The organism is Acinetobacter faecalis (genome assembly GCF_034187745.1).
Lineage (GTDB): Bacteria > Pseudomonadota > Gammaproteobacteria > Pseudomonadales > Moraxellaceae > Acinetobacter > Acinetobacter faecalis.
Genome location: NZ_JAXHPF010000004.1, coordinates 80,647 through 102,655, shown reverse-complemented (window position 1 = coordinate 102,655; position 22,009 = coordinate 80,647). Strand labels below are relative to the sequence as shown.

The following is a 22,009-nucleotide window of genomic DNA, read 5'->3' as shown; positions in this document are numbered from 1 at the left end:
TCTAAGATATGAAAAACCAATTACGTATTATTGGTGGCGAATGGAAACGTCGCCAACTCCCTTTTGCAAGTATTGAAGGCTTACGCCCTACACCCGACCGTGTTCGCGAAACCTTATTTAACTGGCTCATGTGGGACATTCAAAACACCAATGTTTTAGATATTTGTGCAGGTTCTGGCGCACTTGCTTTTGAAGCATTATCACGTGGTGCAAGCCAAGTGGTTATGATTGAACCAAATACTCAACAAGCTAAATTTTTAAAAGACAATTTAGAGCTTTTAAAAGTAACCAATCAACGTGCAAAACTTAAAATTACAACCGCACAGCAGACCTTACCAGCTTTAAAAGATCAGTTTGATGTGGTTTTTTTAGATCCCCCATATAGCTTAAACTTATGGGAAGAACTCGCAGTACTTGCAGATCCTTTAATAAAAAATGATGGCTTTATTTATATTGAAGCTGACCGTGATTTATCACAGTTAAAAATTCCATCAAGCTGGATTCAAATTAAAAATACCAAAGCTGGTACCGTTCGTGCGGGCTTATATCAGAAGAAGTGATCATAAAAATTAAAAGAAAAAAGGATGCTTAAGCATCCTTTTTTTATACCGATGGTCGAAGTGGTCTTTGCGCATTTGGTAAACCTAGCGGTCTAGGATAATTCGAATTCAAGCTTGGTTTATTTACACTTGGTTTTTGCCCTGAATGATTTGGTTTGTCATTTGGCTTATGATTTGGTTTGTGCTGCGATGGTTTTTGACCTTGGTGATTTGGCTTGTGTTCAGAAGGACGATTAAGCGATGGTCTATTCACAGGCGGACGATACACTGGCGGTTTGTTGCCCTGAAAATTAGGTTTGGTTTGATGAGGCTTAGGCTTCTGCTGATGAGGACGATCATTTGGTCGATAGTTCGGTCTATAATTAGGTCGATGAGTCGCACCATTATTCCAATGAGGTCGATCATAGGAGTTGTAACCACCTGAATAATGAGGACGGTCATCGTAAGGTGCCATTACACAACCTGTTAAAGAAAACCCAAGTGCCGATAACAATATTATTTTTTTAATCATGTGAAAAACCCTAAAATTCTATTTCTAAATTATGAAATACACACATGAATAGATCGGGGATTGGTTGTTTTATTTATGTAGAAATTCATTCATATTTTGCTCATATTATGCAAAACATATCTTTAATAGAAATAACAAAATTCAATTTAAAACTAATAATTTAAATAAGATGGATTAAAATTAAGCCAAATAATTATGCTGTTAATTTTATGACTTGGCTTATTTTTATCATTGGTTCTGTAATTGCTGGCTTTGTACAAGGCTTAACAGGCTTCGCCTTTGGCTTGGTCGCCATGTCCTTCTGGGTTTGGGTATTAGCACCTCAACTCGCAGCACCATTAGTGGTCTTTGCTTCGTTGTGGAGTCATATGATTTCACTATCTAGCGAAAAGAAAATCTATAAATTTAATAAATCTTTAGTTCTACCTTATATTTTAGCAGGCTTAATTGGTGTTCCTATTGGTACATGGCTACTCGACTTAATACAACCTGAAATATTCAAACTTGTATTGGGTGTATTTTTAATTATTTGGAGTCCCTTAATGCTGTTTAATCCTCAATTTTCCATCATAAAAAATGCAGGAAAATTAGCAGATAGCTGTATTGGCTTTATTGGTGGAGTTTTAGGAGGATTAGGCGGTTTTAGTGGTGCTGTGCCCTCTGCGTGGGTCATGCTCAAAAACTTAAATAAAGATAAACAACGCCACATTATGCGTCATTTTAATTTTGCAATTCAGCTTTTTGCAATAACTGCTTATTTAATTAAAGGAAATATACAAAGCGAACATATCCCCTATCTTGCAATTCTTGTTTTTAGTGTCAGCATTCCTGCTATTTTTGGTGCTAAATTATTTTATAAAATTTCAGACACTCAATTCAAAAAAATCGTACTTGGTTTGTTATTTACTTCAGGAATTTTAATGTGCTTAAGCCTTTTAACTTAAAGCTAATATATTAAAACCGTTTAGACCAAAAAAAACGAACCATTTGTCCTCTATCATAAGGAAAGCTTGAAACATACTCATAGCCCACTTTATTAACTGGATCTAATTTAAATTCCATTCCATAACCAAAAGAAACAGCAAAATCATCTACACCTACATCATATGTCTGCCCTGACATAAATTTATTTTGAGCACCATCAAAACTATATGCAGTGTTGTTATACACGCGTACAACATCATCTTCGTAAAAATTATTATTTATAAAACTATAATCTCTTTGTTCTTCATCATATTTTTCTAAATTTTCTTTTTTTTCCTTTTCTTGCGCTTCAAATATCGTTTCTTTTGTTTCTTCTACTTTTATATTTTCTTCTGCTGCATTCAATACAAAGCTATAGCAACTCAATAAAAATAAAATGAGATACTTTTTCATATTTTCCTCATTTAAAATTTATAGAAATTCAAACAACAACTCATATAAACCTAGAGTTTATAAATTGCCATTATAGAAGTGAGAATTTTACATCGACAATATAATCATAAAATTCTAACAATTGCGTATAAAACGGGTTAAATCTTCTGTTATTTTATATTTTTTAACCATAACGCAATTATTTGATTGAAAAGAAAGCAATTGATTGGAAATACACTTGCCAAGTTTTATTTCGTCCTCTATTATTGCGCACATGCCCGAGTGGTGAAATCGGTAGACACAGGGGATTTAAAATCCCCCGCCCACAAAGCGTGCCAGTTCGAGTCTGGCCTCGGGCACCATTCTTCTACTACAGAAAAATGGTGCAATAAAATTTCCAGCTATATGCTGGTTTTTTTATGTCTAAAATTTAGTGTTAGTATTAATTTTTATGTCTAATCATTTTAATTTAAAAGAATTACAACAACGTCATCCTGAAGCTTTTTTTCAACCTTTACATTTTGCTCAATTAAAACTTCCTTTTTACCACTCTTTTCATATCATCAATTTTGCCATCATTTTTTTTACTGCAATTAGTACCGTTATGCTTTGCTTAGGCTTTGCCATACTTATATCTGATAATTTTCGATTTGATATTCTCCAAGCACTTACGTTATCTACTATTTTATTTGCTTTTATTCAATTTCCATTTCAGTTTTGGGTACAACAACAAGCAAAACACTGTTCAAAATTTTACGCTCAAAGACTTCAAAATGCCTTATATATACAAATCTTTATCATTATTCTCTTCGTATTAAACTACTTCATATTAGATATTCCACACTTGTATTTTCCAAGCTTGGTATTATTCTCTTTTTTTGGTTATGTCGTTATTTTTATTGAACCCCTATATAAAAACACCCCACGTTTAGAAATAGTGCGCTTACACAAAATTCGTCAAATGGCATTTTGGGCTTTTCAACAAACTAAAAACAACTCAGCACAACCAACACACTATTATTTAGATTTATACAATAAATGTATGCTTGAAGAACAAAAGCTCTCACAGCAAATACTTTACCCAAATTTTATATCAGCAATTATTACACTTCTAAAAAAATAAACCCTGCAAATGCAGGGTTTATTTTCAATTACCATTCACGGGTGGCAACCAACTCTTCCATTTCAATATCCATATAGCCTTGATCTTGAACCACCATCATCATAGCCTCAGCTATATAATCTGCCGCAGTATCATCTAAAGATGAATCCAGATCTTCAAACTGAGGTTTCATTTTATTAATTTCTGTAATGGATTCTTGAGCAAAATGATAAATATCATTTTCACTTAAGTTTGACTTAGCAACTTTCTTCGCAAATTTTTTTATGCTTTCTCTCACTTCAGCAACCAGTACATCTGGATAATACTCATCATCAAACATTGGGAGAAGTAAATCATTCAACATAATACAGCTCAAACTTATAGCATTTCAGAAAACCGAGCTTATATAACACATCCTCAAGCTTTCACCAAATTTAAAAGTAAAACTCTGTAAGATTACTTTATAAACTCAAGTTCAATTATTCTAATCACGCCCACGGTTAGAACTGAATTTTTGTGCTGTTTCCACAAGCTCTATAAATTCAGCTTTCATTAAATAAGGATCAGGTTTTGCATTTTTATTTGCAAGATCCAATACTTTAGCCCAATTCATATTTCCAATGTATTTCCCACCTCGTAAGAGTTCTGCATATGAAGTGACCGCCACAGCCCACTGGGTATCTTTTGAAGCTTGATCAAAACTCTTCGATACATTTTCAATAGGCTGATTAATTAAAATACTCTTTTGCTGATTAGGTAGTTTATAGCGCAACTTTAAAAATGCATATTCATTAGAATTTGAATTATCCTGTGCATTTTTTTGATAACGAGAATCAGACATCCAACCACCAACACCTGTCGGAATAATTTCATACAATGCAGTTACGGTATGCCCTGCACCAATATCACCTGCATCAACTTGATCGTTATTAAAATCTTCTTCCTTCAATACACGATTCTCATAACCTACCAAACGATATTCTTTAACTGTTGTAGGGTTAAACTCAACTTGTATTTTTACATCTTGAGCAACCGTTGCCAAAGTTGAACTTAATTGACGCTCCACAACTTTTAGAGCTTCTTTCTCATTATCAATATAACTATAGTTTCCATCACCTGCATCCGCCATTTGCTCCATAAGATGCTCGTTATAGTTATCTACACCATATCCCAAGGTTGTTAATGAAATACCTGTTTTTCGCTTTTCCTCAACCATTCCTTTTAAGGTATCAAAATCAGTTACACCTACATTAAAATCACCATCAGTCGCAATTAAAATACGGTTTATTCCATTTTTAATGAAAGACTTTTCAGCCAAATCATATGCCATACGAATCGCACTCTCACCCGATGTCGCACCATTTGCTTCTAAAGAATCAATCACTTTAAGAATTTTCCACTTATCTTTCCCAGATGTCGTTTCTAACGCAATTTCTTCACGACCTGAATATGTCACAATAGTCACACGATCTTGCGTACGTAATTGCTCAGTGAGTATTTTGAGTGTTTTTTTCACCAACTCAAGTCCACTCTTTCCAGCCATACTTCCAGAAACATCAACTAAAAATACCAAATTGGCTGCAGGCAATTGAGCATATTCAATATCATTAGCTTTAATACCAATGCGAATAAGCTTTGCATTTTGCTTCCATGGCGAAGCAACAACCTCTGTATTTAGAGTAAATGGATGTTCAGATTTAACCTGTGGATAGTCATAATTAAAATAGTTAATCATTTCTTCGATGCGAATCGCATCTACGGGTGGCAGCCGAGTTTGTCTTTGTAAATATCGACGCACATTTGTATAACTCCCCGTATCAACATCAATACTAAAAGTTGAAACAGCGTCTTCAGCTACTCGCTTAACAGGATTAATGACATTTTTTTGATATTTTTCAGTATTTAATGAATATTGATCTAAATGTTTACTTGTTAACGAAGGTGAATTAGCAATATTTGCGATGCCCAATTGTGCTGGTAAAGCGCTACGCTGTAGCATTCTTGCTGATGAACCACCTTCCTGTAATCTTGGTTGTTGTCCGCATGCGGTAATAAATAAACTTAATACACCAAAAACACATAATTTTTTATTCTTCATAGCTATTCTCAAATTAGTTATTAATTATTAAAAATATATTATTTTATATAATGATTATTTACAGTTTGAATGAAAAATATAGTTTTGATATGTAAAATAAAATTCAACATTCATACACAATCTAGGCAAAACCCTCATTCCACCTAGATTTCATCAATAACCTCTCATTTAGCTTTGCATCGCTTGCCAAACTTTTAGCGCATCACACGTTGCTTTTACATCATGCACACGCACCATAGATGCACCCTGTTGCACAGAAATTAAATTTGCTGCCACAGAACCAACCACCCGTTTTTGTGCATCAGACTCACCTACCGCTTCACCAATAAAGCGTTTACGTGATAATGCCGAAAGTATTGGATAGCCCATTTCCTTTAATTTATAAAACTCATTTAAAAGTTTTAAATTTTGCTGAGCATTTTTGGCAAAACCAAAACCGGGATCAATCATAATATTTTCAGATTTAACACCCGCATTTAAAGCATCATTTACACGTTGCTTTAACTCTGAAATTACATCAAAAGTAACATCACTATATTGATCTAAATTATTCATAGTTGTGGGTTCACCACGCATATGCATAATAATGACAGGAATATCTAAGCTTGCCGCTGTTTCTAACGCATTTGGGCGTGTGAGCGCACGAACATCATTCCAAATATGCGCACCCGCTCTTACTGCAGCTTTAATCACTTCGGGTTCTGATGTATCAATTGAAATCACAACATTATGTTTTGCGAGTTCTTTTACCACAGGCACAACACGTGCTATCTCTTCTTCCACAGCAACTACAGATGCGCCTGGACGTGTAGATTCACCACCAACATCAATAACGGTTGCACCTTCCGCAATCATTTGTAAAGCACGCGCTACAGCTTCATCTTTACCATTATGCAAACCACCATCACTAAAAGAATCTGGTGTCACATTTAATATGCCCATTACATGTGGTTTTGATAAATCTAAACTTAAATTACCACACTGTAAAATATGTTCTGGCAAAGCAACGAGCTGCATACTTTTTTCCTAAATAAACGCTGAATACATTCTAACAAGTCTTAAATTACAGTTGCTAAATTCTTTTCAAAATAGCATGCATAAAAAAAGAGCCTCAATTGAGACTCTTTTTTAAATAACTTAATTAAGCATTTGGCAAAGTTGGTAATGGCGGAGGTGTCGCAGGACCATCTGTTGGAGTTACATCAACCACAGGGTTGTCTGCAACATAAACTTTTGGTGGCTGAGGTTCACGACCTTCCATAATGTCACGGATTTGATCACGATCAATCGTTTCCCATTCCATAAGCGCTTTAACCATTGCGTGTGCGATATCTTTGTTATTTTCCAAGATGTCACGCGCAACCTTATATTGCTCATCTAAAATACGACGAACTTCACGATCAACTTCAAGTTGAGTTGTTTCAGAAATCGTACGACTACCAATACTACCCATGAATGATTGCTGAGAATCATCTTCGTAAACCATTACGCCCATTTTGTCTGACATGCCGTACTTCGTAACCATTGCACGTGCCATTTTTGTTGCACGCTCAAAGTCATTCGAGGCACCTGTCGACATTTGATTAATGAATACTTCTTCAGCAATACGACCACCAAAAAGAATCGAAAGTTCATTCAACATCTTATCTTTGTAATGGCTTGTTTGATCATGTTCAGGTAACTGCCAAGTTACACCTAAAGCCCAACCGCGCGGCATAATTGTTACTTTATGAACAGGGTCTGTGCCCGGTAAAATTTCAGCAACAATTGCATGACCCGCTTCATGGTAAGCCGTAGCGCGACGTTCTTCTTCACGAATCACCATCGATTTACGTTCTGGACCCATGTAAAGCTTATCTTTTGCATCTTCAAAGTCATGCATATCAACAGTATTCTTGTTACGACGTGCAGCAAATAATGCAGCTTCGTTTACAAGGTTTGCCAATTGGGCACCAGAGAAACCAGGCGTACCACGCGCAAGAACTTGAACATCTACACCAGCCGTTGAAGGTAGTTTTTTCAAGTGAACATTTAAAATTTGTTCACGACCTTTAATGTCTGGCAAGCTCACCATTACTTGACGGTCAAAACGACCTGGACGAAGTAATGCTTTATCGAGTACATCTGCACGGTTGGTTGCAGCAATAACGATAATACCTTCATTGCCTTCAAAACCATCCATTTCCACAAGCATTTGGTTTAATGTTTGCTCACGCTCATCATTACCACCACCTGTACCCGAACCACGATGACGACCAACTGCATCAATCTCATCAATGAAGATGATACATGGCGCATGGCGTTTTGCTTGTTCGAACATGTCACGTACACGAGACGCACCCACACCAACAAACATTTCAACGAAATCAGAACCAGAAATACTAAAGAATGGAACTTTCGCTTCACCAGCAATTGCTTTAGCAAGTAAAGTTTTACCCGTACCCGGAGGACCAACCATCAATACGCCTTTAGGAATTGTTGCACCTAAACGCTTGAATTTTGATGGGTCTTTTAAGAAATCTACAATTTCAACAACTTCTTGTTTAGCTTCATCACAACCAGCAACATCTGTAAATGTTACTTTAATTTGGTCTTCTGAAAGCATTTTCGCTTTAGATTTACCAAAACTCATTGGGCCGTTCTTACCACCTGCACCGCCACCCATGTTGCGCATAAAGAACATGAATAACAAAATGATTAAAAGTACAGGGAAACTTGCAATAAGAAGCTGCATCAACAAACCTTGACGTTGAGGTGCAGTACCTTCAACAGCAACGTTGTTTTTGATCAAGTTCGGCATAAGTTCAGGATCTTGAACTGCCGGACGAATACTTTCGAATGATGAGCCGTTTACTTTCTCACCATTAATTCTTTCGCCATCAATTGTAACTTGTTTAATTTGACCAGCATTCACCGCCGCCACGAACTCTGAATAGTTCAATGATGTTGGTTTTTCATCGCCATTAATGTTACTGAAAATAAGAATCAGCACACCAAGTATAATCAACCACAATACGGCATTCTTGAAAAGATCGCTCAAAGCTTTATTCCCATATCAATCTAATTTGATCATGCCCAATTGGGTGACCTTTTATTTCAAAACGCTGACAACCAGCTATATAAATCATTAAAAAGGTACAAAATGCACAATTTTTAAGGACTTGGCAAGTAAACTTTACTTAGATGCTTTTTTTAGCCCTTGTCCAATTAAGAAAACTTCTTTTGAACGAGCACGAGAAGCAGCAGGTTTCGATGTTTTTAACACTTTAAAACTATCGACAACTTGCTTACGGAATTCATCAAAACCGATCCCTTGGAAAACTTTTACCACAAATTGACCTTTCGGTCCCAGTACTTTATTGGCAAAATCTAGGGCTAGTTCACATAAGTAAATTTGACGCGGTTGATCAACAGCCTTATTACCTGATGTATTGGGGGCCATATCCGAAATTACAACGTCTACTTGTCGCCCATCTAAAATTTTTAACAATTCTTCAAAGACAGCTTCTTCTCGGAAGTCACCTTGCAGGAAGGTTACGTCGGGTAATGCATCCATTTCTAAAATATCAGATGCAATTACAATACCCTTGCTTCCAACTAATTTACCTGCAATTTGCGACCAACTTCCTGGAGCAGCACCTAAATCGACAACCACCATACCTGGTTTTATGAGCTTATATTTTTCTTGCATTTCTAGAAGCTTATAAGCTGCACGAGCACGATAGCCTTCCTTTTGCGCTCTTTTCACAAATGGGTCGTCTAAATGCTCTCTCATCCAATCACGACTACTTTTAGATAACTTTTGGTTGGTAATGCGTGTAGCCATAACTCTCTAATAAATTAAATCTTCTTAATATTCATTGTACGTGAAAATAATCTGTCATGCAGTATTCATCTGTATCTAAATATCGTCTTTATTTTTGTTTTTTTCAATCGTGTAGATCGTTTATTTGAAAGTTTATAACTTGATGATTATTTGAAACTTTAACAAATTTTAGATGTAAAACTTTAACCAACTTAGACTAAATATATGATGCTTATTAAATTAAAAACCATTTTCCTCCTCTTTATAAGGAAAATTAGCTTCTGAATAAATGTGTATTCAACTTCAGAATTTTCAGCGATTGATTGTGCAATTTGTTATACTAAGGCGTTTTTTAATTTAGGTTATTTTTATGGCGGCTTTATCAATTCAGGAACGTAAGCGTTTACGTCAAATTGGACATGCTTTAAACCCAGTTGTAATGATTGGTGATAAAGGCTTATCAGAAAGCGTAATTGAAGAGCTAAACCGTGCGTTAAATGATCATGAACTTATTAAAGTTAAAGTAGTTGCTGAAGATCGCGAAGCGCGTTCTGCATTAATTACAGAACTTTCAGAAGTTTCAGGATCTGAAATTGTACAAACTATTGGTAAAATTGCATTACTTTATAAAAAAGCTGCAAAACAAAACCAAAAGCTTTCTAATCTTGTTCGTCACGCACATTTAGGTAATTAATATTTAACTTATGGCAAGTTATGACCTTAGTGCTTTTGATCGCCGCTTTCAGGCAATCTCCCTAGTTGGCGCAATTGAACAACAAAGCCCATTTGGCTTAAATGTTGGCTTTTGGTTACGTGATCCTAACCAATATGTTCAATGGCCAGAGCTAGTTTCTGCGAATCCTCGTGTTGATTTCCTTTGGGAAAATACATGCTATGAGATTTTTATAGGCGTTAAAGGTGAAGATTTCTATCGTGAAATTAACCTTTCCCCTTCTCAAGCATGGCAAGCTTATCAATTCGAAGAATATCGCTATCCAGAGGATATGCCTCCTCAAGTTGCTGAAGACATCGAACTTAATCAACTTAAACGCACCCATTATGGTTTAAATGTAAGTTTAGATCTGACTGAATTTATGTTGAAACATAAACTGAAATGGGATGACTTGTTTATTGGTTTAACCGCTGTGTTAAATACAACTCAAGGTCATCAATATTATGCAATGCAGCATAGTAGCCCAAGTGCCGATTTCCACAATAAACGAGATTGGCTACATCAGTTTTAAAAGTGAAAAAAGCAAAAGGCATTTACCTTTTGCTTTTTTTATATCTGAAATTTCCCTTTTTAAAAGTTTCGACCTTTAAATTAACCTTCCCCTCTTCTTATAATCATAAATAAAGAACGACTGATTAATTACATCAAAGTACTTTTTATTAAAATCACTTCATCACCTTGCTCAGCCATTTTCACAATTAAAAAAAATTAGATTCATATTCAATTTTAACGTTTGGTTTAGTTAGGCTCATGTTTAATAAAACATTAAACTAAATTGCTTATTTTTCACCTTAACCCAATAAATTTCAAACAGCCCAATATCACCCCAACCTGCGTTTTAAAGCTCATTTGAAGCAACCCCTTTCTGTTGCATTATGGTCAACAACATCACCCAAAGTTACATCTTATTTATTATGTGATTTTTCAAATTTGATAAAATTTAAGTTTTGATTTGTTTAACAATTATTAATTGCTTAGTTTTTCAGTACAAGCTTAAGAAATAAACCAATACTCAAATTGCAAGTGATTTATCTTACTTATTCACAATAAATAGAATGGACTTTTGGCAGTGTTGTCCGTATAATGCCGTGTTAAGTTCAAGCGAGCAGACATAGGAGGGTAGGTTTAAAAAATAGCCTTCCTTTTTTTTCGTCTTCTCGCTTTTTTACAGCCTAAATTTCAGGAGCTTTGGTTTGAGCACCCCAGCAATTTTAGCCCTTGCCGACGGAACTATCTTTAAAGGTACTTCTATTGGCGCATCGGGTAGTACGACTGGTGAAGTCGTTTTTAACACTGCCATGACTGGCTATCAAGAAATTTTGACTGACCCAAGTTATGCACAACAACTTGTGACTTTAACTTATCCGCATATTGGTAACACTGGTTGCAATGATGAAGATGCTGAGTCAGGTCGAATTCATAAAGTATGGGCTAACGGTTTAATTATTCGTGACCTTCCTTTATTGCACAGTAACTTCCGAGCTACACAATCTTTAGGTGAATACTTAGAACAACATAATGTTGTAGCAATTGCAGATATCGACACCCGTAAACTTACACGTATTTTACGTGATAAAGGCGCGCAGAATGGTTGCATCCTTGCTGGCGAAAATATCACGGCAGAAGAAGCTTTAGAAAAAGCTCGTGCATTTGGTGGTTTAAACGGTTTAGATCTTGCAAAAGAGTGCTGTGATCCTGAAGGTTTCGAATGGACTGAAGGTTCTTGGACACTTGGTCAAGGTTTCTCTCAGCCTGAAGCTAAATTCCATGTTGTTGCATACGATTACGGTGTCAAAACCAACATCTTACGTATGCTTGCAGACCGCGGTTGTAAATTGACTGTTGTTCCTGCACAAACTCCTGCTGCTGACGTGCTTGCACTGAATCCAGATGGCGTGTTCTTATCGAACGGTCCTGGCGATCCTGCTGCATGTGACTACGCAATTGAAGCTGTAAAAACAATTGTTGAAGATGCTCGTAACGTACCAGTTTTTGGTATTTGCTTGGGTCATCAAATTCTAGCTTTAGCATCTGGTGCTAAAACTGTAAAAATGCCTCATGGTCATCATGGTGCAAACCATCCTGTACAGAACATTGAAACTGGCACAGTGATGATTACTTCGCAAAACCATGGCTTCGCAGTTGATTTCGATACATTACCTGCAAACTTGAAAGCTACGCACAAGTCTTTGTTCGATCAAACTCTTCAAGGGATTCATCGTACAGACAAACCTGCGTTCAGTTTCCAAGGTCACCCTGAAGCAAGCCCTGGTCCACATGACTGCGCACCATTGTTCGATCATTTCATCGAACTTATCGAAGCATCTAAGAAGTAATTAAGGAAGCATCATGGCTAAACGTACAGACATTAAAAGCATCTTAATTCTTGGTGCTGGTCCAATTGTTATTGGTCAAGCATGTGAGTTTGACTACTCAGGTGCACAAGCATGTAAAGCGCTTCGTGAAGAAGGTTACCGTGTAATTTTGGTAAACTCTAACCCTGCGACAATCATGACTGACCCTACAATGGCAGACGCAACTTACATCGAGCCAATTACTTGGCAGACTGTTGCAGCAATCATTGAAAAAGAACGTCCAGATGCGGTTTTACCGACAATGGGTGGTCAAACAGCATTGAACTGTGCCCTTGCACTTGATGAGCACGGCATTTTAGAAAAATACAATGTTGAATTGATTGGTGCTACAAAAGAAGCGATTGAAAAAGCTGAAGATCGTAAATTATTCGACCAAGCGATGCGTAAAATTGGTCTTGAATGTCCAAAAGCTGACATTGCAGAATCAATGGAAGAAGCTTTAGAAATTCAAGCACGCTTCGGCTTCCCTGTAATCATTCGTCCATCATTCACGATGGGTGGTTCAGGTGGCGGTATCGCTTATAACAAAGAAGAATTCATTGAAATCTGTGAACGCGGTTTCGATCTTTCTCCAACTAAACAATTATTGATTGATGAATCTTTAATTGGTTGGAAAGAGTACGAAATGGAAGTTGTTCGTGACAAAAACGACAACTGTATCATTGTATGTACAATTGAAAACTTTGACCCAATGGGCGTGCACACGGGTGACTCAATCACTGTTGCTCCTGCTCAAACACTTACAGATAAAGAATTCCAATTACTACGTAATGCATCTTTAGCTGTACTTCGTGAAATTGGTGTTGAAACTGGTGGTTCTAACGTTCAGTTCGGTATTTGCCCGAAAACTGGTCGTATGGTTGTTATTGAGATGAACCCGCGTGTATCACGTTCATCTGCTTTAGCATCTAAAGCTACTGGCTTCCCTATTGCGAAAATTGCTGCGAAATTGGCTGTTGGTTACACGCTTGATGAATTGAAAAATGACATCACTGGCGGTACAACTCCAGCTTCATTCGAACCTGCAATTGACTATGTAGTAACTAAGATTCCTCGCTTTAACTTCGAGAAATTCCCACAAGCTGACGCAACTTTGACGACTCAGATGAAATCTGTAGGCGAAGTAATGGCAATTGGCCGTAACTTCCAAGAGTCTATGCAAAAAGCACTTCGTGGTCTTGAAGTGGGTGCTTGTGGCTTTGATGAAAAAATCGAAGTGGGCACTGAAGGCGCGAAAGAAAAAATTCTTCAAGAACTTAAAGTTCCAGGTCCTGAGCGTATTTGGTACGTGGGCGATGCATTCCGTCACGGTTTCACACTAGACGAAGTATTTGCTGCAACAAACATCGACAAATGGTTCTTGATTCAAATTGAAGACATCATCAAAACTGAAAATCAAATTAAGACTTTAGGTTTTGGCGATTTAAATGCAGACAATATCCGTTCGTTCAAACGCAAAGGTTTATCTGACCTTCGTATTGCGAACTTAATGGGTATTTCGCAAAAGCAATTCCGTAAACACCGTTGGAACTTGGGTGTAACTCCAGTTTACAAACGTGTTGATACATGTGCAGCTGAATTCGAATCTGATACAGCTTACATGTACTCTACTTACGATGATGAATGTGAAGCGAATCCGTCTAGCAAAGACAAAATTATGGTAATTGGTGGTGGTCCTAACCGTATTGGTCAAGGTATCGAATTCGATTACTGCTGTGTACACGCTGCTCTTGCAATGCGTGAAGATGGCTACGAAACAATCATGGTTAACTGTAACCCTGAAACTGTTTCTACAGACTACGACACATCAGATCGTTTGTACTTCGAACCAATTACGTTGGAAGATGTTCTTGAAATCGTACGTATTGAGAAGCCTAAAGGCATTATCGTTCAGTACGGTGGTCAAACTCCGCTTAAATTGGCTCGTGCTTTAGAAGAAGCTGGTGCGCCAATTATCGGTACATCTCCTGATGCAATTGACCGTGCAGAAGACCGTGAACGTTTCCAACAAATGATTCAACGTCTACAACTTCGTCAACCAAACAACAGCATTGTAAAATCTGCTGAAGAAGGTATGGCTGAAGCATCTAAAGTAGGCTACCCACTTGTTGTACGTCCATCTTATGTACTTGGTGGTCGTGCGATGGAAATCGTTTACAACGATGAAGAATTAAAACGCTACTTACGTGATGCTGTTCAAGCATCAAACGAAGCGCCTGTTCTTCTTGACCGTTTCTTAGATGACGCAATTGAAGTTGACGTAGACTGCGTATCTGACGGTAAAGACGTTGTGATTGGCGGTATTATGCAGCACATCGAACAAGCGGGTATTCACTCTGGTGACTCTGCATGTTCAATTCCTCCTTACTCTTTATCTAAAGAAGTTCAGGACGAAATGCGTCGTCAAACTGTTGCTATGGCAAAAGAACTTGGCGTAATTGGTTTAATGAACGTTCAGTTTGCAGTTAAAGGCGATGACGTTTATATTCTTGAAGTGAACCCACGTGCATCTCGTACTGTTCCATTCGTATCGAAATGTATTGGCGAATCTTTAGCGAAAGTTGCTGCACGTTGTATGGCGGGTCAATCTCTTGTGTCTCAAGGATTCACATCAGAGATTATTCCTGAACACTTCTCTGTAAAAGAAGCAGTGTTCCCATTCAACAAATTCCCTGGTGTTGACCCTATTCTTGGGCCTGAAATGAAATCTACAGGCGAAGTAATGGGTGTTGGTAAATCTTTCGGCGAAGCATTCTATAAAGCTGTACTTGGTGCTAACGAACGTTTACCAGGCTTACCAACTGAAGGCGAAGTGAAACATGCATTCATCTCTGTACGTGAATCTGATAAACCACGTGCTGTAGGTATTGCTAAACAACTTATCGCTTTAGGCTTCAAGATTCTTGCAACCGATGGTACATTTAAAGTAATCAGCGAAGCTGGTCTTGAGTGTGAACGCGTGAACAAGGTTACTGAAGGTCGTCCTAACATTGTGGACCGTATTAAAAACGGCGAAATCCACCTTGTTATTAACACGACTGAAGGTAAAAAAGCGCAAGAAGATTCTTTCTCGATCCGTCGTTCAGCGCTTCAAGGTAAAGTGTATAACACAACTACTTTGAATGGTGCAGAAGCAGTATGCCAAGCTTTAGCAATCCAATTACCAATGGATGTTTACCGCTTGCAAGACCTTACTAAAGGTTAATTAAGTTACCAAGAAGTCCCGCTACCTCTTGGTGGCGGGATTTTTTTCATTTGTAGATCAATGTTTTTATTGATCTAATTTTTCTTACGAACTTGAGGGACAACAATGCAACGTTATCCTATGACTCCTGAAGGCAAAATTGCCCTAGAGAAAGAATTACAGCAACTTAAAAGTGTTGATCGTCCACGTATTATTGCAGCAATTGCTGAAGCACGTGAACATGGGGATTTAAAAGAAAATGCTGAATATCACGCTGCCCGTGAACAGCAAGGTTTCTGTGAAGGTCGTATTCAAGACATCGAAGGCAAATTAGGTGCAGCTCAAGAAATTGACGTAAAAACACTTGAGCAAAATGGCCGTGTTGTTTTTGGTGTGACTGTAACTATTGAAAACTTAGATACTGAAGAGCAAAAAACTTACAAAATTGTAGGCGATGATGAAGCTGACTTCAAAATTAATAAGATTTCTGTGAACTCACCAATTGCTCGTGGTCTTTTAGGTAAAAATGAAGGCGACGACGTAAAAATTGCAACTCCACAAGGTGAAGTTGAATACGAAATTGTAAAAGTTGAATATCTTTAATTTATAAAGCATTCATCTTAAAGCCCCTCTTTTGAGGGGTTTTTTATTATTTTTTCTAGAAAGTTCACGGAAAAATCACAAGAAATGTATATGATTTAAGACCTAATATTTCAAATTTTAAAATTAAATATGCAACTTATTTGGTTTAAACAAGATTTACGCATTCATGATCATGCTGCACTGTGGCAAGCGCATCAGGCAGGCTCATGTATTGCCCTTGTTGTTTTATCTCCAGAACAATGGAAACTGCATAACGATGCCGATATTAAAATTGATTTTTACCTTAGACAGTTACAACAATTAAAAATTGCACTTCAGCAAAAAAATATTCCTCTTATTATTTTAACTATTCCATTATGGAAAGACATTCCAAATAAACTATTAAGCTTATGCCAACATCATAATATTCAAGCTATTCATGCCAATATTGAGTTAGGTGTCAATGAACTTAAACGTGATGCTCAAATTCAAAATCTATTAGAAAAAAATAATATTCGTTTTGAGTTATATCATGACCGAACTATTTCCCCTGTTGGAAGCATTCGTAATAAAAGTGAATTGCCCTATCAAGTGTTTGGGGCATTTAAAAAGCAATGCTACGAAAAACTCAGCATAAGTTTGCCACAGTGCTATCCCACTATTGAGGTTCAAAATGCAATTCCACAGCACAAAGACTTTGCAAAAGAAGTTCCAATATTTAGTGATATTTACCCAGATTCAGAAGAAAAAGTAATCAGCGAAAATACACAAAATCTTTGGCAAATTGGTGAGCATCATGCTTGGGAGCTTTTAGATGAGTTTATTGCAAACCAAGTTGAGCATTATCATACAGAACGAGATTTCCCGAATTTAAATAGCACAAGCAAACTTGCAGCTTATTTAAATATTGGCATTCTTTCTATTCGCCAATGTTTACAAGCTTTGTTTCGCCACAGTCACGGCTATATGGAATTTGAAAACAATGGACAACAAATTTGGTTAGATGAATTACTTTGGCGTGAGTTTTATCAGCATATTTTATTCGACTACCCTCGCGTATCGAAAAACTTACCATTTAAATTAGACACTCAACGCATTGTATGGCGCAATGCTCCTGAAGATTTACACGCTTGGCAACAGGGTCAAACAGGCATTCCAATTGTAGATGCAGGCATGCGACAACTGCTTGCCACAGGTTGGATGCATAATCGTGTTCGTATGATTTGCGCGATGTTTTTAAGTAAAAATTTACTTATAGATTGGCGCTTAGGCGAGGCGTGGTTTATGCAGCATTTAATTGATGGTGATTTGGCTGCCAATAATGGTGGATGGCAGTGGTGTGCATCTACAGGAACAGATGCTGCACCGTATTTCCGTATTTTCAACCCTGTAAGTCAGTCGCAAAAGTTTGACGAAAATGGAGATTATATTCGTTTATGGATACCTGAAATTTCACATTTAGATGCGAAACAAATTCATGAACCTTATGCGAAAAATCCACAACTAAAATTGGATTATCCAAAGCCGATTGTAGATTTAAAAAGCAGTCGTATGCGTGCAATTGAAGCCTTTAAGCATTTGAGTTAACTTCAGCTATAATGGCGTTACGCTTGTTCTTTGATTGCTCTTATGGCTGAACCTTTAATTAATTCCCCTGTTAAGCATTGGTGCGAATTCGAATTTATTTCTAAAACTGTGAAAAACCCAAATATTCACATTAAGGGAAACTATTCTTATTATTCTGCGTATTGGGATCAGGGTTTTGAGCGTTGTGTTGTGCGTTATTTGCATGACAAGCCTTCTACGTTAGATAAGCCAATTGATCAGCTTTATATTGGCAATTTCGTGTGTTTTGGGGCGGAATGCGTGATTATGATGGGCGGTAATCAGTTACACCGAACAGATTGGATTTCGGCTTTTCCTTTTGATACACGTAGTTTTGTGCCTGCGGGTGACACTGTTATTGGCGATGGTTGTTGGATTGGTTCTCGTGCCATGATTATGCAAGGTGTAACGCTTGGTGAAGGTGCTGTAGTTGCGACTGGTGCTGTAGTTACGAAGGATGTGCCACCTTATGCTGTTGTGGGTGGCGTGCCTGCAAAAGTGATTAAGTATCGTTTTCCTGAGGAAGATATAGAAAAACTGCTTTCTCTAAAGTTGTATGATTTAGATGAAAAGCAGTTTTTAAAGATGCGTGAGCAATTGCAAACGGATGATGTGGAAAAATTAGTTAATTATTTAGATTAAAGCCAGACTCAACATAATTTTTCCAATCTGATATAAAATCATCAGACTGTTTTAGCTCACAGATAGCAAAAGGTTTATATATTTCCAACATCTGAAATTCTTTAGCTTCTTGTTGGCCTGCTGTTCTGTATTTTTCATTCAAGTTTACTTGCATATTGTACAAATATCCTATATTAGATTCAATAATAGAGTATTCATTTCGTAATTTATTAATTAATGTATTTCCAAGATATTTGCTATCACCAATATAATGATTTAAATTTTCAGCTAGCTTAGTCAAAACCACACTATAAAATTTCAAATTTTTTGAAAATTCCACATCAAAAACAAAAGCAATTAGTACTAGATTTTTTTTATTATCATTCGTTTTTAAAATAGCATATTGATTAATCTTTCTTTTTAACTCACGTGAATTATATTTTTTATAAAGCTGTAATGCTAATACCCAAAAATAAAACTCATTAAACTCTTCCCTATTTTTTACTTCCCCAATTCTATACAACTCTTCTTTTAAAATAGTTTCATAATTAATTAAATTTCCATTATTTGGAAATTTGATTGTTAAATCTATAAACTTTTCAAAATAGTCTTCTGTCATTTCAGAACCATAACCATAAAAGCTTTTTACGGACTGTAATAGTTGTGGCTTATTCATTACCAAAACAAAAACAATTTTAGGAATATCAAAAAAGTGTTTTATTCTCTCAATTAAACGAATAGCAAAATCAGGACGACAACGGTCTAATTCATCAATTATAAAAACTAGGGGATTTTCTAGTTTTTCAACTGTATCTGCTAAATGCTTTTTAAATTCTTTTAATGTTTCCTTTTCTGCTTCATGCCCTGCTATTTTTTCTTGAATACTTTCTTTAATTCGCTCACTTGCTTCATCAGATAATGCATCAATACCATCTTTTGCATTTTCATAACCTTGTTGCAGAACTCCACTTAATAATCCTGCACCAACTAAGTGAAGTCCTATTGTTAATGCCACTTTAGGCAAAGATGGTAATAATGCAGTTCCAACAGATGCGGATAACTCGATTAATTTATTTACACTATTTTTTGTACTTTTATCTTTCTTTAAAATATTCGCAATTTCAGATGTAATCACTAAAAATGGATCATCTAAGTAATCATTTGCAAAAGCATCTAAGTAAATTACGTTATGATTCGTTTCATCTAAATGTTTAGCCCAATTCCTTACAAACCACGTTTTACCTTCCCCCCATTTAGCATCTAAAGCTAAAACAGCGCCACACTGTAAACGATCAACATATTGCGTAAGCTGTTCACCTAAACGACGACGATCCCATAAATCCCCTTTCCATGCTTCTTCAATATTTTCAAAATTGTCTTTATCCCACTTTAATTGATCATTAACCATTTTCTTTATTTTCGTAAAAGTACACTCCAACAATATACTCAAAAAATTCAAAGCTATAAGCATTATTTAAAATCATTTTCTTATAAAACTTAATTCGTAAATACCTTTAAAACCACACATTAAACACTTCAATTTCATATAATAAAGCCATCATATTTTTAAAAGACTATGTTCATGCATGAATATCTCATTTCATTTTTAGGTGGAACACTACTGGGCATATCTGCCGTAGGCTACTTATACGTGCATGGACGCATAGCAGGCATTAGCGGTTTACTCGCACAATCACTCAACATCAAAAGCTTTATAAACTCCCCTGCATTTTGGTTCTTAACAGGTTTAATTGTTGTTCCATTTATCTATGCACTTTTCACACAACCAGAAATCAATATACAAGCATCACCATTCAGCATGATTATTGCAGGCTTACTTGTAGGCTTTGGCACACGTCTAGGCTCAGGCTGTACAAGCGGACACGGCATTTGCGGTATCAGTCGCTTATCACCACGTTCATTACTTGCCACTGTTAGCTTCATGCTTGCAGGCTTTGTAACAGTATTTATAGCGCGCCACTTATTAGGAGCGAATGCATGAAAAACCTTCTCGCTTTTATATTTGGTGGCATTTTTTCGCTTGGTTTAATGATTTCAGGTATGGCAAATCCACAAAAAGTATTAGACTTTTTAGATTTATTTGGACAGTGGGATGCAAGCCTTGCTTTTGTCATGATGGGCGCTATCTGCATTGCATTTATTCCATTTCAAAATGCAGTGAAACAAAGCTCACCAAAAACTTTGTTTAACGAAACCATTCAACTTCCACAGAACACACAAATAGATCGCTCACTTATTTTAGGTAGCATCATTTTTGGTATTGGTTGGGGAATTGCAGGAATATGCCCTGCACCAAGCTTAACTTTAATTGGTTTAGGTCATTATGAAGGGCTATATTTTATTATTTCAATGATTTTAGGCTTTTATATACATAAACTCATTTTTCAAAAAATAGCTAAAAAACCTATTTTACATGGATGAAAATGCCAATTCATACATTGGTATTTTTATGAATCTAAGACTAAAGAATATATAGATGTTTACATTTTAATCTTTTTTGCCATTGTTCAATTCCTATAAATATTCATTAATAAATACATAAAGTTAGCTTTATATTCCAAGTGTTTTGGTGGGTTTTATTCTTTTATAAATCAATATATTATGAAGTTATAAAGAAGTATTCTTAACGTTTTAAGTAATTCAATTGTTTTAAAAATAAGGAGTAATAAAATGTCATTTAATAATATTTTAGTCCCTGTAGATGGTTCAGAAACATCTTATGCTGCAATTGAAAAAGCGGCAGATTTAGCAAAAGCATTTAATAGTAAAGTAACTGTTGTGCAAGTACTTACTTTAGACCCTTATATTGCTGCTGAATACATTACTGCATCTCATACAAACGAACTTATTGAGCGTGCGCGCACATCTTTACTTAAAACTTTAGATGAAGCGAAAGCTAAATTCGCTGAATACGGCGTAACTGTTGAAACTCAACTTTTAGAAGGTCAAGTCATTCAACGTGAAATCGTAAAAGCAGCTGAAGCAGCTAAAGCAGACATCATTGTGATTGGTTCGCATGGTCGTACAGGTTTCAAAAAATTAGTACTTGGTAGCGTTGCACAAAGCATTCTTGCTGAAGGCGAAGTTCCTGTACTTATTGTTCGTAAATAAGTCACTTCCCAATAAAAAAAGCTTCTTTAAAGAAGCTTTTTTTATTTATGGAATCCATTGAAATAGCTTCAAATTCACCTTGCCATTAAGCACCACAACCCCTTCTGATTGTAGTTTCACAATTTGAATATTTTCACCAAAGCCATCTTCTTTGCTTAGGCTAATTTTCCCTTGAGAATTAATCACTCTATGCCAGGGTACAGCTGTATCATCCGCCATATTTTTTAAAGCAAAACCCACGTGACGTGCATGTCTAGGCATGCAATTTGCCCATATGTTGCGACTTTTCCTTTCGGAATTAACTGAATAATTCCATAAAATTCACGTATATAATCTTGCATTATA

At 36.4% G+C, this 22,009-nt stretch carries 21 protein-coding genes, 1 tRNA gene and 1 pseudogene; 14 read left to right on the top strand and 9 right to left on the bottom strand.

Features of this window, described 5'->3' with window-relative positions; genetic code table 11:
* Positions 1–8 precede the first annotated feature (8 nt).
* A complete protein-coding gene (gene rsmD, locus SKM54_RS05630; protein WP_311918300.1) occupies positions 9–560 on the top strand; it encodes a 16S rRNA (guanine(966)-N(2))-methyltransferase RsmD in 552 nt (183 codons plus the stop codon).
* Between the two features lie 43 nt (positions 561–603).
* On the opposite strand, the gene SKM54_RS05625 is transcribed toward rsmD, so the two are convergent.
* On the bottom strand, positions 604–1,071 hold the full coding sequence (locus tag SKM54_RS05625; protein ID WP_321087975.1) for a hypothetical protein: 468 nt from the start codon (positions 1,069–1,071) through the stop codon (positions 604–606).
* A gap of 209 nt (positions 1,072–1,280) precedes the next feature.
* Here SKM54_RS05625 and SKM54_RS05620 point away from each other — a divergent pair, with 209 nt between their 5' ends.
* The gene (locus SKM54_RS05620) at positions 1,281–2,015 is read left to right on the top strand and encodes a sulfite exporter TauE/SafE family protein (RefSeq protein WP_321094635.1); all 735 of its coding nucleotides are present in this window, start codon (positions 1,281–1,283) and stop codon (positions 2,013–2,015) included.
* 10 nt (positions 2,016–2,025) lie between these two features.
* Here SKM54_RS05620 and SKM54_RS05615 read toward each other — a convergent pair whose 3' ends face one another.
* Positions 2,026–2,448 (bottom strand): hypothetical protein, encoded by a 423-nt coding sequence (locus SKM54_RS05615; RefSeq protein ID WP_321094634.1) that lies wholly within the window; start codon positions 2,446–2,448, stop codon positions 2,026–2,028.
* A gap of 255 nt (positions 2,449–2,703) precedes the next feature.
* On the opposite strand from SKM54_RS05615, the gene SKM54_RS05610 reads away from it, so the two are divergent.
* Together SKM54_RS05610 and SKM54_RS05605 are read left to right on the top strand one after the other, a co-directional pair.
* Positions 2,704–2,789 (top strand) — tRNA-Leu (locus SKM54_RS05610).
* An 89-nt stretch (positions 2,790–2,878) separates the two neighbouring features.
* On the top strand, positions 2,879–3,550 hold the full coding sequence (locus tag SKM54_RS05605; protein ID WP_321087978.1) for a hypothetical protein: 672 nt from the start codon (positions 2,879–2,881) through the stop codon (positions 3,548–3,550).
* Between the two features lie 28 nt (positions 3,551–3,578).
* On the opposite strand, the gene SKM54_RS05600 is transcribed toward SKM54_RS05605, so the two are convergent.
* From SKM54_RS05600 to rlmE, 5 genes are all read right to left on the bottom strand, one after another.
* On the bottom strand, positions 3,579–3,893 hold the full coding sequence (locus tag SKM54_RS05600) for a DUF5713 family protein (RefSeq protein WP_311918295.1): 315 nt from the start codon (positions 3,891–3,893) through the stop codon (positions 3,579–3,581).
* 120 nt (positions 3,894–4,013) lie between these two features.
* A complete protein-coding gene (locus SKM54_RS05595) occupies positions 4,014–5,627 on the bottom strand; it encodes a vWA domain-containing protein (RefSeq protein WP_321094632.1) in 1,614 nt (537 codons plus the stop codon).
* Between the two features lie 168 nt (positions 5,628–5,795).
* Positions 5,796–6,644, bottom strand: coding sequence for a dihydropteroate synthase (folP, locus tag SKM54_RS05590; protein ID WP_321094630.1), 849 nt, complete (start codon positions 6,642–6,644; stop codon positions 5,796–5,798).
* A 124-nt stretch (positions 6,645–6,768) separates the two neighbouring features.
* Positions 6,769–8,667, bottom strand: coding sequence for an ATP-dependent zinc metalloprotease FtsH (gene ftsH / locus SKM54_RS05585; protein WP_154773260.1), 1,899 nt, complete (start codon positions 8,665–8,667; stop codon positions 6,769–6,771).
* A 135-nt stretch (positions 8,668–8,802) separates the two neighbouring features.
* Positions 8,803–9,453 carry a 23S rRNA (uridine(2552)-2'-O)-methyltransferase RlmE gene (rlmE, locus tag SKM54_RS05580; protein WP_154773259.1) on the bottom strand — a complete coding sequence of 217 codons (651 nt, stop codon included), beginning with the start codon at positions 9,451–9,453 and terminating at the stop codon, positions 8,803–8,805.
* A gap of 349 nt (positions 9,454–9,802) precedes the next feature.
* Between rlmE and yhbY the strand changes: the two genes are divergently transcribed.
* The 7 genes from yhbY (at position 9,803) to SKM54_RS05545 (ending at position 18,553) form a co-directional block, all read left to right on the top strand.
* Entirely contained in the window at positions 9,803–10,126 is a 324-nt protein-coding gene (gene yhbY, locus SKM54_RS05575) for a ribosome assembly RNA-binding protein YhbY (protein ID WP_154773258.1), read from the top strand.
* Positions 10,127–10,136: 10 nt separating this feature from the next.
* Entirely contained in the window at positions 10,137–10,676 is a 540-nt protein-coding gene (locus SKM54_RS05570) for a DOMON-like domain-containing protein (protein WP_321087981.1), read from the top strand.
* 682 nt (positions 10,677–11,358) lie between these two features.
* Positions 11,359–12,501 (top strand): glutamine-hydrolyzing carbamoyl-phosphate synthase small subunit, encoded by a 1,143-nt coding sequence (carA, locus tag SKM54_RS05565; RefSeq protein WP_154773256.1) that lies wholly within the window; start codon positions 11,359–11,361, stop codon positions 12,499–12,501.
* 13 nt (positions 12,502–12,514) lie between these two features.
* The gene (gene carB, locus SKM54_RS05560; protein WP_154773255.1) at positions 12,515–15,745 is read left to right on the top strand and encodes a carbamoyl-phosphate synthase large subunit; all 3,231 of its coding nucleotides are present in this window, start codon (positions 12,515–12,517) and stop codon (positions 15,743–15,745) included.
* A gap of 105 nt (positions 15,746–15,850) precedes the next feature.
* On the top strand, positions 15,851–16,327 hold the full coding sequence (greA, locus tag SKM54_RS05555; RefSeq protein WP_154773254.1) for a transcription elongation factor GreA: 477 nt from the start codon (positions 15,851–15,853) through the stop codon (positions 16,325–16,327).
* Between the two features lie 129 nt (positions 16,328–16,456).
* Positions 16,457–17,893: a cryptochrome/photolyase family protein gene (locus SKM54_RS05550; protein WP_154773253.1), complete on the top strand. Its 1,437-nt coding sequence runs from the start codon at positions 16,457–16,459 to the stop codon at positions 17,891–17,893.
* 42 nt (positions 17,894–17,935) lie between these two features.
* A complete protein-coding gene (locus SKM54_RS05545) occupies positions 17,936–18,553 on the top strand; it encodes a CatB-related O-acetyltransferase (RefSeq protein ID WP_321094627.1) in 618 nt (205 codons plus the stop codon).
* On the opposite strand, the gene SKM54_RS05540 is transcribed toward SKM54_RS05545, so the two are convergent.
* Positions 18,537–19,940, bottom strand: a complete 1,404-nt coding sequence (locus SKM54_RS05540; RefSeq protein WP_321094625.1) for a KAP family P-loop NTPase fold protein — start codon at positions 19,938–19,940, stop codon at positions 18,537–18,539. The genes SKM54_RS05545 and SKM54_RS05540 overlap by 17 nt on opposite strands.
* Before the next feature lie 174 nt (positions 19,941–20,114).
* Between SKM54_RS05540 and SKM54_RS05535 the strand changes: the two genes are divergently transcribed.
* The 3 genes from SKM54_RS05535 to SKM54_RS05525 all read left to right on the top strand — a co-directional run bounded on the left by SKM54_RS05535 (position 20,115) and on the right by SKM54_RS05525 (position 21,664).
* Positions 20,115–20,534 carry a YeeE/YedE family protein gene (locus tag SKM54_RS05535; RefSeq protein ID WP_321094623.1) on the top strand — a complete coding sequence of 140 codons (420 nt, stop codon included), beginning with the start codon at positions 20,115–20,117 and terminating at the stop codon, positions 20,532–20,534.
* On the top strand, positions 20,531–20,974 hold the full coding sequence (locus tag SKM54_RS05530) for a DUF6691 family protein (RefSeq protein WP_321094621.1): 444 nt from the start codon (positions 20,531–20,533) through the stop codon (positions 20,972–20,974). The genes SKM54_RS05535 and SKM54_RS05530 overlap by 4 nt, the downstream gene beginning before the upstream one ends.
* 249 nt (positions 20,975–21,223) lie before the next feature.
* The gene (locus SKM54_RS05525; protein WP_154773248.1) at positions 21,224–21,664 is read left to right on the top strand and encodes a universal stress protein; all 441 of its coding nucleotides are present in this window, start codon (positions 21,224–21,226) and stop codon (positions 21,662–21,664) included.
* Between the two features lie 45 nt (positions 21,665–21,709).
* On the opposite strand, the pseudogene SKM54_RS05520 reads toward SKM54_RS05525, so the two are convergent.
* Positions 21,710–22,005, bottom strand: a pseudogene (locus SKM54_RS05520) (MGMT family protein).
* Positions 22,006–22,009 lie beyond the last annotated feature (4 nt).